At 66.8% G+C, this 13,845-nt stretch carries 14 protein-coding genes; 5 read left to right on the top strand and 9 right to left on the bottom strand.

Annotation, left to right across the window (positions count from 1 at the left end):
- Position 1: 1 nt before the first annotated feature.
- Both ACFWUP_RS18615 and ACFWUP_RS18610 read right to left on the bottom strand, forming a co-directional pair.
- Positions 2-1,387 carry a class II 3-deoxy-7-phosphoheptulonate synthase gene (locus ACFWUP_RS18615; RefSeq protein WP_379235804.1) on the bottom strand — a complete coding sequence of 462 codons (1,386 nt, stop codon included), beginning with the start codon at positions 1,385-1,387 and terminating at the stop codon, positions 2-4.
- A 3-nt stretch (positions 1,388-1,390) separates the two neighbouring features.
- The gene (locus tag ACFWUP_RS18610; RefSeq protein WP_379235802.1) at positions 1,391-1,714 is read right to left on the bottom strand and encodes an HNH endonuclease; all 324 of its coding nucleotides are present in this window, start codon (positions 1,712-1,714) and stop codon (positions 1,391-1,393) included.
- 307 nt (positions 1,715-2,021) lie between these two features.
- On the opposite strand from ACFWUP_RS18610, the gene ACFWUP_RS18605 reads away from it, so the two are divergent.
- On the top strand, positions 2,022-2,519 hold the full coding sequence (locus ACFWUP_RS18605) for a polyadenylate-specific 3'-exoribonuclease AS (protein WP_379235800.1): 498 nt from the start codon (positions 2,022-2,024) through the stop codon (positions 2,517-2,519).
- A 52-nt stretch (positions 2,520-2,571) separates the two neighbouring features.
- Here the strand turns inward: ACFWUP_RS18605 and ACFWUP_RS18600 are convergent, their stop codons facing one another.
- Genes ACFWUP_RS18600 through ACFWUP_RS18585 form a run of 4 tightly spaced genes read right to left on the bottom strand, consistent with a single transcriptional unit; the run spans position 2,572 to position 6,869 of the window.
- Positions 2,572-4,203, bottom strand: a complete 1,632-nt coding sequence (locus tag ACFWUP_RS18600; protein ID WP_379235798.1) for a cytochrome bc complex cytochrome b subunit — start codon at positions 4,201-4,203, stop codon at positions 2,572-2,574.
- Complete coding sequence (locus tag ACFWUP_RS18595; RefSeq protein ID WP_379235796.1) at positions 4,200-5,336, bottom strand: ubiquinol-cytochrome c reductase iron-sulfur subunit; 1,137 nt, start codon at positions 5,334-5,336, stop codon at positions 4,200-4,202. Before ACFWUP_RS18595 ends, ACFWUP_RS18600 begins: the two co-directional genes overlap by 4 nt.
- Entirely contained in the window at positions 5,333-6,199 is an 867-nt protein-coding gene (locus ACFWUP_RS18590; RefSeq protein WP_379235794.1) for a c-type cytochrome, read from the bottom strand. Before ACFWUP_RS18590 ends, ACFWUP_RS18595 begins: the two co-directional genes overlap by 4 nt.
- 58 nt (positions 6,200-6,257) lie before the next feature.
- Positions 6,258-6,869 (bottom strand): heme-copper oxidase subunit III, encoded by a 612-nt coding sequence (locus ACFWUP_RS18585; RefSeq protein WP_379235792.1) that lies wholly within the window; start codon positions 6,867-6,869, stop codon positions 6,258-6,260.
- Between the two features lie 181 nt (positions 6,870-7,050).
- On the opposite strand from ACFWUP_RS18585, the gene ACFWUP_RS18580 reads away from it, so the two are divergent.
- Both ACFWUP_RS18580 and trpD read left to right on the top strand, forming a co-directional pair.
- Complete coding sequence (locus ACFWUP_RS18580; RefSeq protein ID WP_379235790.1) at positions 7,051-7,467, top strand: hypothetical protein; 417 nt, start codon at positions 7,051-7,053, stop codon at positions 7,465-7,467.
- 93 nt (positions 7,468-7,560) lie between these two features.
- Positions 7,561-8,622 (top strand): anthranilate phosphoribosyltransferase, encoded by a 1,062-nt coding sequence (gene trpD, locus ACFWUP_RS18575; protein ID WP_379235788.1) that lies wholly within the window; start codon positions 7,561-7,563, stop codon positions 8,620-8,622.
- A 5-nt stretch (positions 8,623-8,627) separates the two neighbouring features.
- Here the strand turns inward: trpD and ACFWUP_RS18570 are convergent, their stop codons facing one another.
- The 3 genes from ACFWUP_RS18570 to ACFWUP_RS18560 all read right to left on the bottom strand — a co-directional run bounded on the left by ACFWUP_RS18570 (position 8,628) and on the right by ACFWUP_RS18560 (position 11,335).
- Complete coding sequence (locus ACFWUP_RS18570) at positions 8,628-8,903, bottom strand: Lrp/AsnC family transcriptional regulator (RefSeq protein ID WP_379235786.1); 276 nt, start codon at positions 8,901-8,903, stop codon at positions 8,628-8,630.
- Positions 8,904-8,907: 4 nt separating this feature from the next.
- Positions 8,908-9,459, bottom strand: coding sequence for a hypothetical protein (locus ACFWUP_RS18565; RefSeq protein ID WP_379235784.1), 552 nt, complete (start codon positions 9,457-9,459; stop codon positions 8,908-8,910).
- A gap of 88 nt (positions 9,460-9,547) precedes the next feature.
- Entirely contained in the window at positions 9,548-11,335 is a 1,788-nt protein-coding gene (locus tag ACFWUP_RS18560; protein WP_379235782.1) for a DEDD exonuclease domain-containing protein, read from the bottom strand.
- Positions 11,336-11,919: 584 nt separating this feature from the next.
- Between ACFWUP_RS18560 and ACFWUP_RS18555 the strand changes: the two genes are divergently transcribed.
- Together ACFWUP_RS18555 and ACFWUP_RS18550 are read left to right on the top strand one after the other, a co-directional pair.
- The gene (locus ACFWUP_RS18555; protein ID WP_379235780.1) at positions 11,920-12,489 is read left to right on the top strand and encodes a C40 family peptidase; all 570 of its coding nucleotides are present in this window, start codon (positions 11,920-11,922) and stop codon (positions 12,487-12,489) included.
- A 283-nt stretch (positions 12,490-12,772) separates the two neighbouring features.
- The gene (locus ACFWUP_RS18550; protein WP_379235778.1) at positions 12,773-13,837 is read left to right on the top strand and encodes an NlpC/P60 family protein; all 1,065 of its coding nucleotides are present in this window, start codon (positions 12,773-12,775) and stop codon (positions 13,835-13,837) included.
- Positions 13,838-13,845 lie beyond the last annotated feature (8 nt).

Below are 13,845 nucleotides of genomic sequence, written 5' to 3'. Positions count from 1 at the left end.
CTCACCGCAGCATCTCCGCTACCAAGAACGACAGTTCCAGGGACTGCTGGGTGTTCAGGCGCGGGTCGCAGGCGGTTTCGTAGCGACCGCTCAGGTCGAGGTCGGAGATGTCCTGGGCGCCGCCGAGGCATTCGGTGACGTTCTCGCCGGTCAGCTCGATGTGCAGGCCGCCGGGGTGGGTACCGAGGGCGTGGTGGACCTCGAAGAAGCCCTGGACCTCATCGACGATGCGGTCGAAGTGGCGGGTCTTGAAACCGGTGGACGACTCGTGGGTGTTGCCGTGCATGGGGTCGCACTGCCAGATGACCTGGTGGCCGGTGGCCTGCACCTTCTCGATGATGGGCGGCAGCACCTCGCGCACCTTGCCGTTGCCCATGCGGGCGACCAGGGTGAGCCGGCCTGGCTCGTTGTTCGGGTCGAGCCGCTCGACGTACTCCACGGCCTGATCCGGCGTGGTGGTCGGCCCGATCTTGAGGCCGATCGGGTTGGCGAGCAACTCCGCCAGCGCGATGTGGGCGCCGTCGAGCTGACGGGTGCGCTCACCGATCCACAGGAAGTGCGCGGACAGGTCGTAGAGCAGCGGTTCGCCGGATTCGCTCTCGCTCAACCGCAGCATGGCGCGCTCATAGTCGAGAACAAGCGCCTCGTGCGAGGCGTAGATGCGGGCCGTCTTGAGGCTCGGGTCGTTGACCTGACAGGCGGCCATGAATCGCAGGCCCTTGTCGATCTCCTCGGCCAGGGTCTCGTAGCGCGCGCCTGCCGGCGACTGGGCGACGAAATCGCGGTTCCAGTCGTGCAGGCGGTGCAGGTCGGCGGTGCCGGCGCTGGTGAGCGCGCGAACCAGGTTCATCGCGGCGCTGGCGTTGGCGTAGGCGCGGACCAGACGGGAGGGGTCGTGGCGGCGCAATGCCTCGTCGGCCACGATCGAGTTCACCATGTCACCGCGGTAGGACTTCAGGCCCATGGCATCGGTGTCGGACGAGCGCGGCTTGGCGTACTGACCCGCGATCCGGGCCACCTTCACCACCGGCATGCTCGCGCCGTAGGTCAGGACCACGGCCATCTGCAGCAGCGTGCGGATGTTGCCACGGATGTGCGGTTCGGTGTTGTCGACGAACGTCTCCGCGCAGTCACCACCCTGCATCAGGAACGCCTCACCACGAGCGACGGCGGCCAGCTGCGTCTTGAGGTCCTCGACCTCGGCGGGCAGGCAGATCGGCGGCACGCTCTCGAGCACGGTCCGCATGGTCGCGGCCTCGTCGGCGTCCCACGACGGCTGCTGCAGGGCGGGCCGGGCCAGAGCGGCATCCAGGCGCGCACGCAGTTCGGTGGGCAGCGGCGGCAGTTCCGGCAGGCGGTCAATGGGTACGTCGACGGTCCAGGTCACCCGCTAAGAATACGTTCCCGCCTCGTCACATTTCCCGCGCGGTCGACTCAACCCGTACTGATCACCCTCGTCGCCATAGCGCCGAAGGATTTCACGAGCCCACTCGACAAGGTCCGATACGCGCTGGCCGTTCGGTTGACCACGCAACCACAGTTCAAGGTTCTCCGGGCGGTCGTCGAGCTTGTCGCCGTTGATGTGATGGACATTCTCTCCTCGGACCAACTTGCGATCGAGGACCGCCTCCATCACGAGACGATGCTCCAATTCCCAACCGCCCTCCGGAAGACGGATCAACCAGTAGCCCGCCGACGACAAGCGGTGTGCCATCAAACGTGCTCTTCCTGCGCTTACCTGGTGCGCCGCGTCCAGGAGCGGCTTCAACACTGCCCCACCGGCGAACCTGCACTACATGCGGTCTGCAAATACCGTGCTTCGGTGTCGCGGGTCGAGCAGAACCGTCGACGCCACATTTTGGCCTGACACCGCGGGTGTCCCGGTCATAGTGCATCCGGCACATGCTGAGTGCGACAGCGCTACGCATACAATCCACGACGGAACAGATAGCGGTCGAACCCACGCGACACCCCCCGGTCATCGAATCAGCCGACCGCATCCTAACTCGAAGGCAGGATTCTTGCGATATTTTTACGATTCGGAATTCGTTGAGGATGGGGTGACGATCGATCTGATCTCGATCGGCGTCGTCTGCGAGGACGGGCGCGAGTACTACGCGGTGTCCACCGAATTCGATGCGACGAAGGCGGGGCCGTGGGTGCGCAAGCATGTGCTGCCCAAGTTGCCGCCTGCCGGGTCGCCGCTGTTTCGGACCAGGGAGCAGATCCGCGACGATCTGTTCAAGTTCTTCCTGCCGCGGCCGAGCGTGGTGCCCGAGCTGTGGGCCTGGGTCGGCGCCTACGACCATGTGGCGCTGTGCCAGCTGTGGGGTGACATGACCGCCCTGCCCAAGGGGATGCCGCGCTACACCAACGAACTGCGCCAGCACTGGGCCGTCAACGGCTCCCCCGCGCTGCCGCCGATCCCCGACGACGCCCACGACGCGCTCGCCGACGCCCGGCACAACCTGGCCAAGTTCGAGGCGATCGAGACCTACCGACGCACGCCACGGCTGTAAAAAGCGAAGGCCCCGAGTCGAATTCGACTCGGGGCCTATCGCTTGCGCTCGGTCAGTGACCGAACGGCTCACTGCTGTTGGCGATCGCCTGCTGTTCGGCGAGAACGCTGAGCATCTTGTGCTCCTCGTTCTCCTCGATCTCGGCCCAGGTCTCGCCCTCGGCCTTGGGATCGGCCTTCAGGAAGCTACCCGTGCCCGGCTTGCCCGCCGAACCCAGCTTGTTCATCTTCTTGGGCACCGGGGCGCCCTGGTACTCCAGCGGGATGGCGTGGCCGTGCTCGTCGACCCCGCCCAGCGGCTGGTGCACCTCGATGTACTCACCGTGCGGCAGACGCTTGATCACACCGGTTTCGATGCCGTGCTCGAGCACCGCCCGGTCACTGCGCTGCAGACCGATGCAGAACCGGTAGGTCACGAAGTACGCGATCGGCGGCAGCAGCAGCACGCCGATGCGACCGATCCAGGTGGTCGCGTTCAGCGAGATGTCGAACTTCAGCGCGATGATGTCGTTAACACACGAGAGCGTGAGCACCACGTAGAACGCGATGGCCATGGCACCGATCGCGGTACGCACGGGCACGTCGCGCGGACGCTGCAGCAGGTTGTGATGCGCGGTGGTGTCGTTGGTGAGGCGCTTCTCGATCCACGGGTAGGCGATCAGCAGCGTGAACACCAGGCCCATGACCAGCGCGACCCAGAACACTGCCGGGATCGTGTAGTTGCCCAGGTAGATCTCCCACGCGGGCATCAGACGCGCCATACCGTCGGTCCACATCATGTAGAAGTCGGGCTGTGAACCCGCCGACACCTGAGAGGGGTTGTACGGACCGAGGTTCCAGATCGGGTTGATCTGCAGGACACCGCCCATGATGCCGACGATGCCGAGGGTGAACGCGAAGAACGCGCCCTGGTCGGCGGCGAACACCGGGATGATGCGCGCGCCGACGACGTTGTTCTCGGTGCGGGCCGGTCCGGGGAACTGGGTGTGCTTCTGGTACCAGACCAGCGCCACGTGCGCGCCGATCAGCGCCAGGATGATGCCGGGCAGCAGCAGCACGTGCGCGATGTAGAGGCGCGGGATGATGATGTCGCCGGGGAAGTCGCCGCCGAACATCAGCCAGTGCAGCCAGGTACCGACGACCGGAACACCGATGGTGATACCCGAGAACGCGGCGCGGAGACCGGTGCCCGAGAGCAGGTCGTCGGGCAGCGAGTAGCCGAAGAAGCCTTCGAACATCGCCAGGATCAGCAGCAGCGAACCGATCACCCAGTTCGCCTCACGCGGCTTGCGGAACGCGCCGGTGAAGAAGATGCGGAACAGGTGGATGATGATCGACGCCGCGAACAGCAGGGCCGCCCAGTGGTGGATCTGCCGGACGAACAGACCGCCGCGCACCTCGAAGGAGATGTTGAGCGCGGTCTCGTACGCCCGCGACATGCCAACACCGCGCAGCGGCTGGTAGGCGCCGTCGTAGACCACGTGGGTCATCGACGGATCGAAGAACAGCGTCAGGTAGATACCCGACAGCAGCAGGATGATGAACGCGTAGAGCGCGATCTCACCGAGCAGGAACGACCAGTGGGTCGGGAAGACCTTGTTGATCGACCGCTTCACGAACGCGGCGGCGCGATACCGCTCGTCCATCTCGTTGGCCTGGTTGGCGGCCATATCTCCCAAGCTCATGAACGACGCTCCCAGAAGGCCGGGCCGAGCGGCTCGATGAAGTCGCCCGCGGCGACCAGAAAGCCCTCGGAGTTGACGGTGATCGGCAGCTGAGGCAGTGCACGGGCGGCAGGACCGAAGACCGGCTTACCCCACTCGGTCGCCGAGAACTGCGACTGGTGGCAGGGGCACAGGATTCGGTTGGTCTGCTGCTCGAACAGCGAGGTGGGGCAGCCGAGATGGGTGCAGATCTTCGAGTAGGCGAAGTAGTCGCCGAAGTTGAAGCTCTCCTGGCCCTTGCGCTTGATCGCCTTCTCGGCGTCTTCGGTGCGCAGGCGGATCAGCATCACAGCGTTGCGGATGCCGCGCAGCGACTGCAGGGTCTCGTGCGAGTCCCCGCGCCACTTCTCTTTCCACGGGAAAACCGTTTCCATGGAGCCGGCGTCGAGATCCTCGGGACGGACCAGCACGATGTCGTTGGGACGGCCGGTGTCGCGACGGATGTAGACGGTCTCGCCCGGGTAGTCCGGGGTCCACCCCGACACCCACAGCGGCGACTTGTCCTTCTTCGCCCACGGGTTCTTCACCATGCCACCGACGAACACCAGCAGCGCGCCCACACCGAGCACGCCGACACCGGCGCCCGCAGTACCGAGCATCATCTTGCGGCGACCCAGAGTGGAGGAGTCCAGCGCTTCCTGCAGCTCGGCTGCCAGGGTGCGGCGTTCGACCTCGTCCGACGGCCCGTCGTGGCGCTGCTGGATGGAGATCTCGGCGGGGATGAACTTCTTGCGGATCAGCACGACCGCGACACCGATGACCAGCACCGAGATGCCGAACGTCAGGCCGACGAGCGGGGTGAACAGCGAGTAGGCGGTATGGCCCTCGTCGCCGTAGCCCTTCCACTCCCACGGCCAGAACAGGAAGACACCGATGAGCGCGGCAGCGGCCAGACCGGAGATCGCGAACCAGAACGTGACCTCACGTTCGGCGCGCTTCTCGGCCTTGGTGCCGGGCACCGGCCACCGCTCGTTGCGGTAGACAACGTCGACGTCGTCGCGCTTGGTGCCGAGCTCGGCGAGCTCGGCGGTCGACATCGCGTCGAGTTCGTCTTCGGTGGGTTCGCGACCCATGTCGCTGTGCTCCTTACTCATGACCGGGAACCGATCCACATTGCCGCGCCGACAACCGCGGTGATGCCGATGACCCAGATGGCGAGACCCTCTGTGGCCGGACCGAATCCGCCGAGATCCCAACCGCCGGGAGCCTTCTCCTCGGCGGAGTTCTTGACGTAGGCGACGATGTCGCGCTTCTCCTCCGGCGTCAGCTGCCGGTCGGAGAACTTGGGCATGTTCTGCGGGCCGGTGGCCATCGCCTGGTAGATCTGCTGCTCGTTGGCCTCGGCCAGCGGCGGCGCGAACTTACCGCTCGACAGCGCGCCACCACGACCGGTGAAGTTGTGGCACGAGGCGCAGTTCATGCGGAACAGCTCCGAGCCACGGGCGATGTCGTCGCCGCGCAGCGATTCCTGCGCGATCTCACCGTTGGCGTCGCGGATCACCGAGGGGCCACCGCCGTTGGCGGCGATGTAGGCGCCCATCGCGTCGGTCTGGTGCGCGTCGAACTTCTCCGGCTTGCGCACGGCCTGGGCACCGTTCATGGCCATCGGCATGCGACCGGAGGAGACCTGGAAGTAAACCGCTGCCTCGCCGACACCGATCAGGCTCGGACCACGGTCGGGCACACCCTGCAGGTTCGCGCCGTGGCACGTGACGCAGGAGGTGTCGTAGAGCTGCTTGCCCTCGCGGATGAGCGCGGACTGGTCCTCGTGCGCGGTGGCGACCTGCGGCTCGGGGGTGAGCGCGGTAGCCAGGAAGCCGGCTCCGACCAAGCCGATCATCAACGCGAGAGCACCCGCGATACGACGGCGGGCGCGACGCTGTTTACGCGCCTTGGCGGCGGCCTGCCCGGTGCCGGGGCCGGCGGGCTCGGGGGCCGACGGGGGAGATGAACTCATCTGTGTCCCTTTGGAGTAGACGGAACCGACTTGTGCAAAAAGCTGGGTGTACCGCGCGCTAGCGGACGAAGTAGATCGTGGCGAACAGCCCGATCCAGACGATGTCGACGAAGTGCCAGTAGTAGGACACCACGATCGCGGCGGTGGCCTGGGCGGGCGTGAACTTGCTCAGCGTGGTGCGGATGAGCAGGAACACGAACGCGATCAGACCGCCGATCACGTGCAGACCGTGGAAGCCGGTGGTGATGTAGAAAACCGAGCCGTAGGAGCTACCGGCGATCGTGGTTCCCTCGTGCACCAGGTGGTAGTACTCGTAGCCCTGACCGAACACGAAGAACGCGCCCATCAGCAGGGTGATCGTGTACCAGCGGCGAAGGCCGAACACGTCGCCCTTCTCCGCGGCGAACACGCCCATCTGGCAGGTGAACGACGATGCGATCAGCACGGCCGTCACCGGAATCGCGAGCTTCATGTTCAGCTCGGTCGGCTCCGGGGGCCAGTTGCCGTGCGCCTGCGCGCGCGCAACGAAGTACATGGCGAACAGACCAGCGAAGAACATCAACTCGCTCGACAGCCAGATGATGGTTCCGACGCTGACCATGTTGGGCCGGTTCAGCGAATGCACACGCTGAGTAATGGCCGATCCTGGGGTGCCTACTGCGGTCGTCACGGGGTAAGTATGACTCTTCGTAGTACGACACATGTACCCGGGTACGAAAGTTTGTGGCGCGAGTCGGAAAACCCACGCACAGAGGGGGTCTACGACTTCCGTCGGCGTGTTGGCGACGATCGCGCGACAACTCATTGTGACAGCGGTTGATGTGGATAGGCTGAGACGCGAGGAGGCGACGATGGTCGTGGTTCGGATGTGGCGGCGCCTGTTCGGCGGTTCCGCCCAGGAGCTGGATCCCCTGCGGGACGATCTGGTGGTGGTGGCGTCGAGTTTCGACGACGTCGAGGCGTGTTCGACGGCGCTGGACCGGGCGAGCGAGCTGGATCGGGAGGCCGACGCGGTGTTGCGCCACCATCTGCGCCTGCCCGCCGGGCAGATCGAGAGGGCGGTGGAGATCGCGGGATACGACGGATATGCGCGCGTCGGCGACGATGTTGCGTCCGACGGTCTGGTGCCGATCATCCTGCAGCGGGTGCAACGGTTGGATCCGCTGACCTGTTCGCAGGAACGTTCGCGAATGGCGGGCCTGGCCCAGCGTCACGACGGGATCGCCGACGGGTGGGACGCCATGCAACCGCCGCGTACGGCCCCTTAAACTTGCCCGAACGGCGCAAAAGACATTGCGCCACCTCCCGCGTGCCCGATCTAGTAGTGGCGCAACGGTGTCGTCGAAGGAGAAGCAGAGCAGATGAGCGTTCGCAGCTGGGCCCAGGTGCTCGGAACCCTCGCCGACGGTGGCGACCTGGCCGCGGACGACACCACCTGGGTGATCGACGAGATCTTCACCGACAACGCCACTGCGGCACAGATCGCGGCTTTCGGCGTCGCCATGAAGATCAAGGGACCGACGCCGTCCGAACTGGCGGGCATGGTGGCCGGGATGCTCGGACACGCGAAGCTGGTGCGCATCGATGGCGACGCGGTCGATGTCGTCGGCACGGGTGGGGATCGATCGGGGTCGGTGAATATCTCGACCATGTCCTCGGTGGTCGTGGCCTCGGCGGGGGTGCCGGTGGTCAAGCACGGGAACCGGGCGGCTTCGTCGAAATCCGGTGGCGCCGATGTATTGGAAGCGCTGGGGGTGAAGCTCGCGCTCGGGCCCGAGTCGGTGGCGCGGTCGGTGCGCGAGGCGGGAATCGGGTTCTGTTTCGCGCCGCTGTTCCACTCCGGGCTGCGCTTCGCGGGCGCGGCGCGCAAGGAGATCGGCATTCCGACCGTGTTCAACGTGCTCGGACCGCTGACGAATCCGGCGCAGCCGCGCGCGGGGCTGATCGGGTGCGCGTTCGCCGATCTGGCGCCCGTGATCGCGGGAGTTTTCGCAGCGCGTGACGCGAGTGCGCTGGTGGTGCGTGGGCGCGACGGGCTCGACGAGATCACCACCTCGGACCTCACGGATGTGTGGGTGGTCAGCGGTGGGCGGATCCGTCAGACGGTGATCGACCCGACGCGTCTGGGTATCGCCCGGGTGGATCTCGACGAACTGCGCGGCGGGGACGCCGAGGTCAACGCCCGGATCGCGCGTGATGTGTTCGCGGGGACGCCGGGGCCGGTGCGCGACGCGGTGCTGTTGAACTCGGCCGCGGCCATCGTGGCCTACGACCTCTCGCGCGGGGTCGGCGATGTCGATGCCGACCTGGACGCGGCGCTGGCCGGTGGGCTCGAGCGCGCCGCCGCCGCGGTGGACAGCGGCGCGGCGGCCAAGTTGTTGCAGAGCTGGGCCGAACTCACCCAGGTACTCGACGAGCGCTGAAAGACCTACTCCCCCAAGGAGAATCCGGCCTCGACATCGTGGCTGGAATAGGACTTGAAGGCGATGTGGGTGGTGGTGCGGACCACGCCGTCCACCTTGTCGATGGCCCCGGTGACCACGTCGGCGATGCGCGCGTGGTCGCGGACACGCACGATCGCGATCAGGTCGACGTCGCCCGCGCAGGAGTAGACCTCGGCGACTCCTTCGGTATCAGCGAGGGCCTGCGCGGTTTCGGGGATGCGAGAGTTCTGCGCCTGGATCATCACGATCGCGGTAATCATGGGATCACTCTAGAACTTCGCCGGCTTCGGTGGCGGCTTTGAATCGTCGCATCAGTTCCCGGCTCTTCACGCCGGGTGCGGTTTCCACCGAACTGGACACGTCGACGCCGTAGGGGTGGTGTTCGGCGATGACCTCGGCGACATTGTCGGGGTCGAGGCCGCCCGCCAGTACGACCCGGCCCGGGTGCGCGCGGACCCAGTCGGGGAACTCCTCGAAGACGCCGGAGCCCGCGCTGGCGTCGTAGAAGAAGTATTTGCTGGTCTGCTCGGGTGCGGGTGGGTTCGAGGAGCAGAAGGCCAGGTTCGGCAGGTCGGCCCACTGGTAGAGCTGCACTACGTCGAACGCGTCCGCCACCTCTGCGACTTCGCTCGCCTCGAGGGCCACAGCGAAGGTGGTGATGCGGCCGCGGGCGTAATCGGCGAGGGCGCGGGCCTGTTCGGGGGTGCGGTACCGCTTGCTCTTCGTCGTCACCATGACGCCGATCGCGGAGTAACCGAGCTCGACCGCCCAGTCGATCTGTTCCTCGGTGGTCAGACCGCACACCTTCACGAACATCCGCCGCTGCTCCTTATTACCTACGCCCCGCGATGCACGGAGTCGACATCCATGATCCAGGACCGCCCGACCGGGTTGTCGCGCCCGGTCACTGTCGCTCGGCGAGGTACTGCTCCTGTTCGGTCCGCGTGGTCGCCGCCGTGCGCGCGAGCTGCGCCCAGCCCACCCACCGTGCGGCACTGTGGAGCGGTTCGCGGTAGCCGTCACTGGTTCGGACGATGCGGGCACCGGGTTTGGCTAGCCAGCGGGCGATGACGCCGACTTCCTCCGGGGGTGCGCCGCGTAGTGGGGGGATATCGTCGTCGGCAGGATCGGCCGTTGGCTCGGCGCCACCCAGGTCGGGGATCACGGTTTCGGCGGCGGCGACGATCTGGTCGACGACGGCCATGGGTGGGGTGCCGCGGGCGGCGGTGCCCGCGGCGGCGAGGCGGCCGTAGCGGATCACCGAGAATTCCCAGCCGCCTGCGCCGTCGGGGAGCGCGATGATCAGTTCGGCGAGGCGGGCCAGGGCGGCGAGGCGCTGGGTGCGGTGGAGTTTGGTGACGACGGTGGCGGTGCGGTCGCGCAGGCGGGCTGCCGCTTCGAAATGTTGTGCGGCCGAATGGGTTTCGATGCGGTCGATCATCGCGCGCAAGAGGGTGTCGGCGCGGCCGGTGAACAGGTCGCGGACCGCGGCGACGGCCGGGGCGTAGCCCGCGGCGTCGTGGTCGACGTCGTGACGGGCGGCGGGGCAGCCGCCGACGACGGCGGGCGGGCAGGTGTGTTTCGCCGTGCGGGTGAGGCGGGTGGCGCACGTTCGGATTCCGGCGAATTCGGCGATCGTCAACGCCATGTCGACCGCATCGGTTCGAGAAGTGAACGGCCCCACCGCGGTTCGGGACGGGGTGCGCACGGCGGTCAATCGCGGGAAGGCCTCGTCGCTGAGCGTGAGCCACCACCCTCGCTTGGGGAATTTCGAGCGGCGGTTGTACGGCGGTGCGTGCGCGGCGAGCAACCGCAACTCGCGCACCCCGGCTTCGAGTCCGTGCGCGCACACCACATGGTCGACCCGAGTGGCAAGCGCCACCATCTCTTTCATCCGGCCACGGGTTTCCGAACCGGTGAAGTAGTTGCGCACGCGACGGCGCAGATTCACCGCGGTCCCTATATAGAGGACTTCATCCGACGGTCCACGAAAGAGATAGACGCCGGGCGAGGCAGGCAGGTCGGTCGCGAATGTGCGCTTGGCGCGTTGGGTTCCGGTGACGCCGGGCAGGTAGTCGAGCAGCTCGGTCAGGCTGTGTACGCCTTGATTGCCGACCCGGGCGATCAGCGCGTGCAGCACGTCGACGGTGGCGCGGGCGTCGTCGAGCGCGCGGTGCGTCGGCGTGACCGAGGCGCCGAGAATCCGGGCGAGCACACCGAGTTTCGCCGAGGGCGCTTCGTCGCGCGTGAGCACCCGCCGCGCCAGCTTCACCGTGCACAGCACCTGCGGATTGGGCCAGGCGATGTCCTGACGTGCCGCGGCGGCCTTCAGGAAGGCCGTATCGAATCGCGCGTTGTGCGCGACCAGCACCGCCCCTGCCGCGAACTCCATGAACCCGGGCAACACCTCCGCGATCCGCGGCGCCCCGTAGACCATGGCCGTGGAGATCCCCGTGATCTGCACGATCGCAGGCGGAATCGCGTACCCCGGATTCACCAGCGTCGCGAACTCCCCCAGCACCTCTCCCCCACGCACCTTCACCGCCCCGATCTCGGTGATCGCATCCCCATCCGGGCTGGTCCCGGTCGTTTCGAGGTCGACGACGACGAAAGTGGTGGCATACAACGGGGTATCGAGCTCGTCGAAGGCCAACTGCCGTGCGGCAGCCGGGAGCGGAACAGGATCGGGCACGGCCAGCAGCGTAGGGCCGGGGTCCGACAAGCTCGACAGGTCCTCGAAGCCGATATTTCGGTTCGAGACTTTCGTTCTGGTGCGAACAATATGCTCAAGATCAAACTCAATTGTGGCCGGGCTCACATACTTATCGAATTCACATGAATTCACCAGAATTCGACGGGTAATCGGCCTTACCACTCCGTGGGCATCGAAACCCGCGGCACGCCGCCCGCGAGGTGACCCTCCCAGCGAGCAGCCGACAACCGCACCGAGCACGCACCACCTGCGCGTTCGCCGGTTCCAGGAGTGAAAATCGCCGCGCGAGCGCTATTGGCAACGCGCCGGTAGCACCCGAAATCTCGGTCGACGCGACCTGGCGTTATCGTTTCGTGATCGCGTGTGACCCAGGTCGCACACATCCCACGGCGATATCAACCGAAACCCTCTTTGGACCGATGTCCGACTTTACAAACCCCCGTGATGTCTTCGTAACCTTTTCGAGACCTCACGGAGTCCCGCTGACCGGAAACGGCTAGCGAGACGAAGCCCGCCGCGTCAAACGGACACGTCGTCGTGGGGCAGATTGGAAGTACCGCATCATGGCGAACAACACCGTCAAGCGTCAGGCGCAGCGTGCCGTTGCCGTCGGAGCCGTCGGCGCTGCCACCATCGGCGCGTTCCTCCTGCCGGCCGCCCCGGCATCGGCGACGCCGGTGACCGTGCCCGGCATCGGCACCTTCGAGGTTCCGAACGAGATTCCGCTGCCCCCCGGCACCCCCGGCATCGAGATCCCGGGCGCACCGCCCGTCTTCACCGCGCCGACCGCCACCGCCGCCGACATCGCCCTCGATGCCGCGATGAGCAAGATCGGCTCGCCCTACGTCTACGGCGCCGCAGGCCCCAACGCCTTCGACTGCTCCGGACTGGTCCAGTGGGCCTACGCCCAGGCCGGTATGGACCTGCCGCGCACCAGTGGCGCCCAGCTGGGTGCGGGCACCCCGGTCTCGATCGACAGCCTGCAGCCCGGCGACCTGGTGTCGTTCTACGGCGGCGGCCACTCGGGCCTGTACGCCGGTGACGGCAATGTCGTGCACGCCTCCACCTCCGGCACGCCGGTCCAGCTCGCGTCGCTGTCGTCGATGCCGTTCGCGGGCGCTCGCCGCTTCTGATCAATCGGGGTACGGTGCGTCATTCGCGGGGAAGGGCGCGCCGTAACCGCAAGTGAATACGGGCGCCGTCCACTGGGTTGGGCGTACCTGCGCCTTCGCTCCGGCCGTGCGCAGCTGAGGAACGCTGCCGCGTCTGCGCCAATTGGACGGCGCCCGTATCTTTACTGGACACGAATGCATACTGTTCCGTAACCTGATCGAGACCTTCTCGGCTGACGAGAAGTTCGCGCTCAGGTATTGCGCTGCATCGGCGGACAACGAAGAGAACGGGGCACGGGCCACTGTGACTGCACACCACCGGAATTCGCACGCAACGCGTGGTTTCGCCGGAACCCTGTCCGCCGCGATGTTGGTGTGCGCGATCTACACCGCCGGGCCCTCCGGTGCCGACCCGGTCGCCCTGCCCACCACCGCCTCCGACGCGATCTCCCGGATGGTCGACCTCTCGCGCCAGTCCGAACAGCTCAACCAGCAGGCCCTCACCGCTCAGGTCGACCTCGACGCCAAACTGGCGGTGCAGCGCGAAGCCGACGACAAGGTCGCCGCCACCTCCGCCGTCGTCGAGGCCGCCCGCGCCGAAGTGCGCAAGTTCCAGCCGATGATCGACCGCACCGCCGTCGCCGCCTATACCGGCGTGCGCACCAACAGCATGTTCGCCGTGCTGTCGAGCGGTTCGCCGCAGCAGTTGCTGGACAAGATGTCGACCCTGGATGTGCTCGCGCAGCAGACCACCGAGACGGTCCGCCAGTTCAAGCAGGCTGCCGACGCCGCCACCGCGGCCGACAACATCGCCCGCACCGCCGCCGAGGCCGCCCGGTCCGCCACCGCCGCCGCCGATGCCGTGCGCGCCGATGTCGAACGCAAACGCCAGGATCTCGCCACCTCGACGACCTCTGTGGTCGAGGCGTGGAGTCAGCTCTCCGCGCGCGACAAGTCGACCCTCGCGGGTTCGCCGTTCCCGCCCGGCTTCGACCGTGACTCGCTGCTGGCGGGCCTGGTCCCCGGCAGCGGCACCAGCGCGCTGGCCGCCGCCCTCACCCGCGTCGGCGACCCGTATGTGTGGGGCGCGACCGGACCCGATCAGTTCGACTGCTCCGGTCTCGTGCAGTGGGCGTTCAAGCAGGTCGGTAAGAACGTGCCGCGCACCAGTTCCCAGCAGGCGGGCTACGGCACGCCGGTGTCCAAGGACGAACTGCTGCCCGGCGATGTGATCCTGTTCTATCCCGACATCACCCACGTCGGCATCTACGCGGGCAACGGAATGATGGTGCACGCCTCCACGTTCGGTGTGCCGGTCGCGGTCGCGCCGATCAACACCACCCCGTACCACTCGGCCCGGCGATACTGAGCCAGACC

The sequence above is a fragment of the Nocardia sp. NPDC058658 genome (assembly GCF_042716665.1).
GTDB lineage: Bacteria > Actinomycetota > Actinomycetes > Mycobacteriales > Mycobacteriaceae > Nocardia.
Note: the sequence above shows the minus strand (reverse complement) of the source record. Positions and strands in the feature narration are given on the sequence as shown.

Bases quoted from the DNA above. Each gene is read 5' to 3' on its own strand.
- ACFWUP_RS18590 (WP_379235794.1), bottom strand. From the start codon at position 6,199: ATGAGTTCATCTCCCCCGTCGGCCCCCGAGCCCGCCGGCCCCGGCACC.
- ACFWUP_RS18555 (WP_379235780.1), top strand. From the start codon at position 11,920: ATGGCGAACAACACCGTCAAGCGTCAGGCGCAGCGTGCCGTTGCCGTC.
- trpD (WP_379235788.1), top strand. From the start codon at position 7,561: ATGAGCGTTCGCAGCTGGGCCCAGGTGCTCGGAACCCTCGCCGACGGT.
- ACFWUP_RS18595 (WP_379235796.1), bottom strand. From the start codon at position 5,336: ATGAGTAAGGAGCACAGCGACATGGGTCGCGAACCCACCGAAGACGAA.
- ACFWUP_RS18580 (WP_379235790.1), top strand. From the start codon at position 7,051: ATGGTCGTGGTTCGGATGTGGCGGCGCCTGTTCGGCGGTTCCGCCCAG.
- ACFWUP_RS18570 (WP_379235786.1), bottom strand. From the start codon at position 8,903: ATGATTACCGCGATCGTGATGATCCAGGCGCAGAACTCTCGCATCCCC.
- ACFWUP_RS18565 (WP_379235784.1), bottom strand. From the start codon at position 9,459: ATGTTCGTGAAGGTGTGCGGTCTGACCACCGAGGAACAGATCGACTGG.
- ACFWUP_RS18610 (WP_379235802.1), bottom strand. From the start codon at position 1,714: ATGGCACACCGCTTGTCGTCGGCGGGCTACTGGTTGATCCGTCTTCCG.
- ACFWUP_RS18600 (WP_379235798.1), bottom strand. From the start codon at position 4,203: ATGAGCTTGGGAGATATGGCCGCCAACCAGGCCAACGAGATGGACGAG.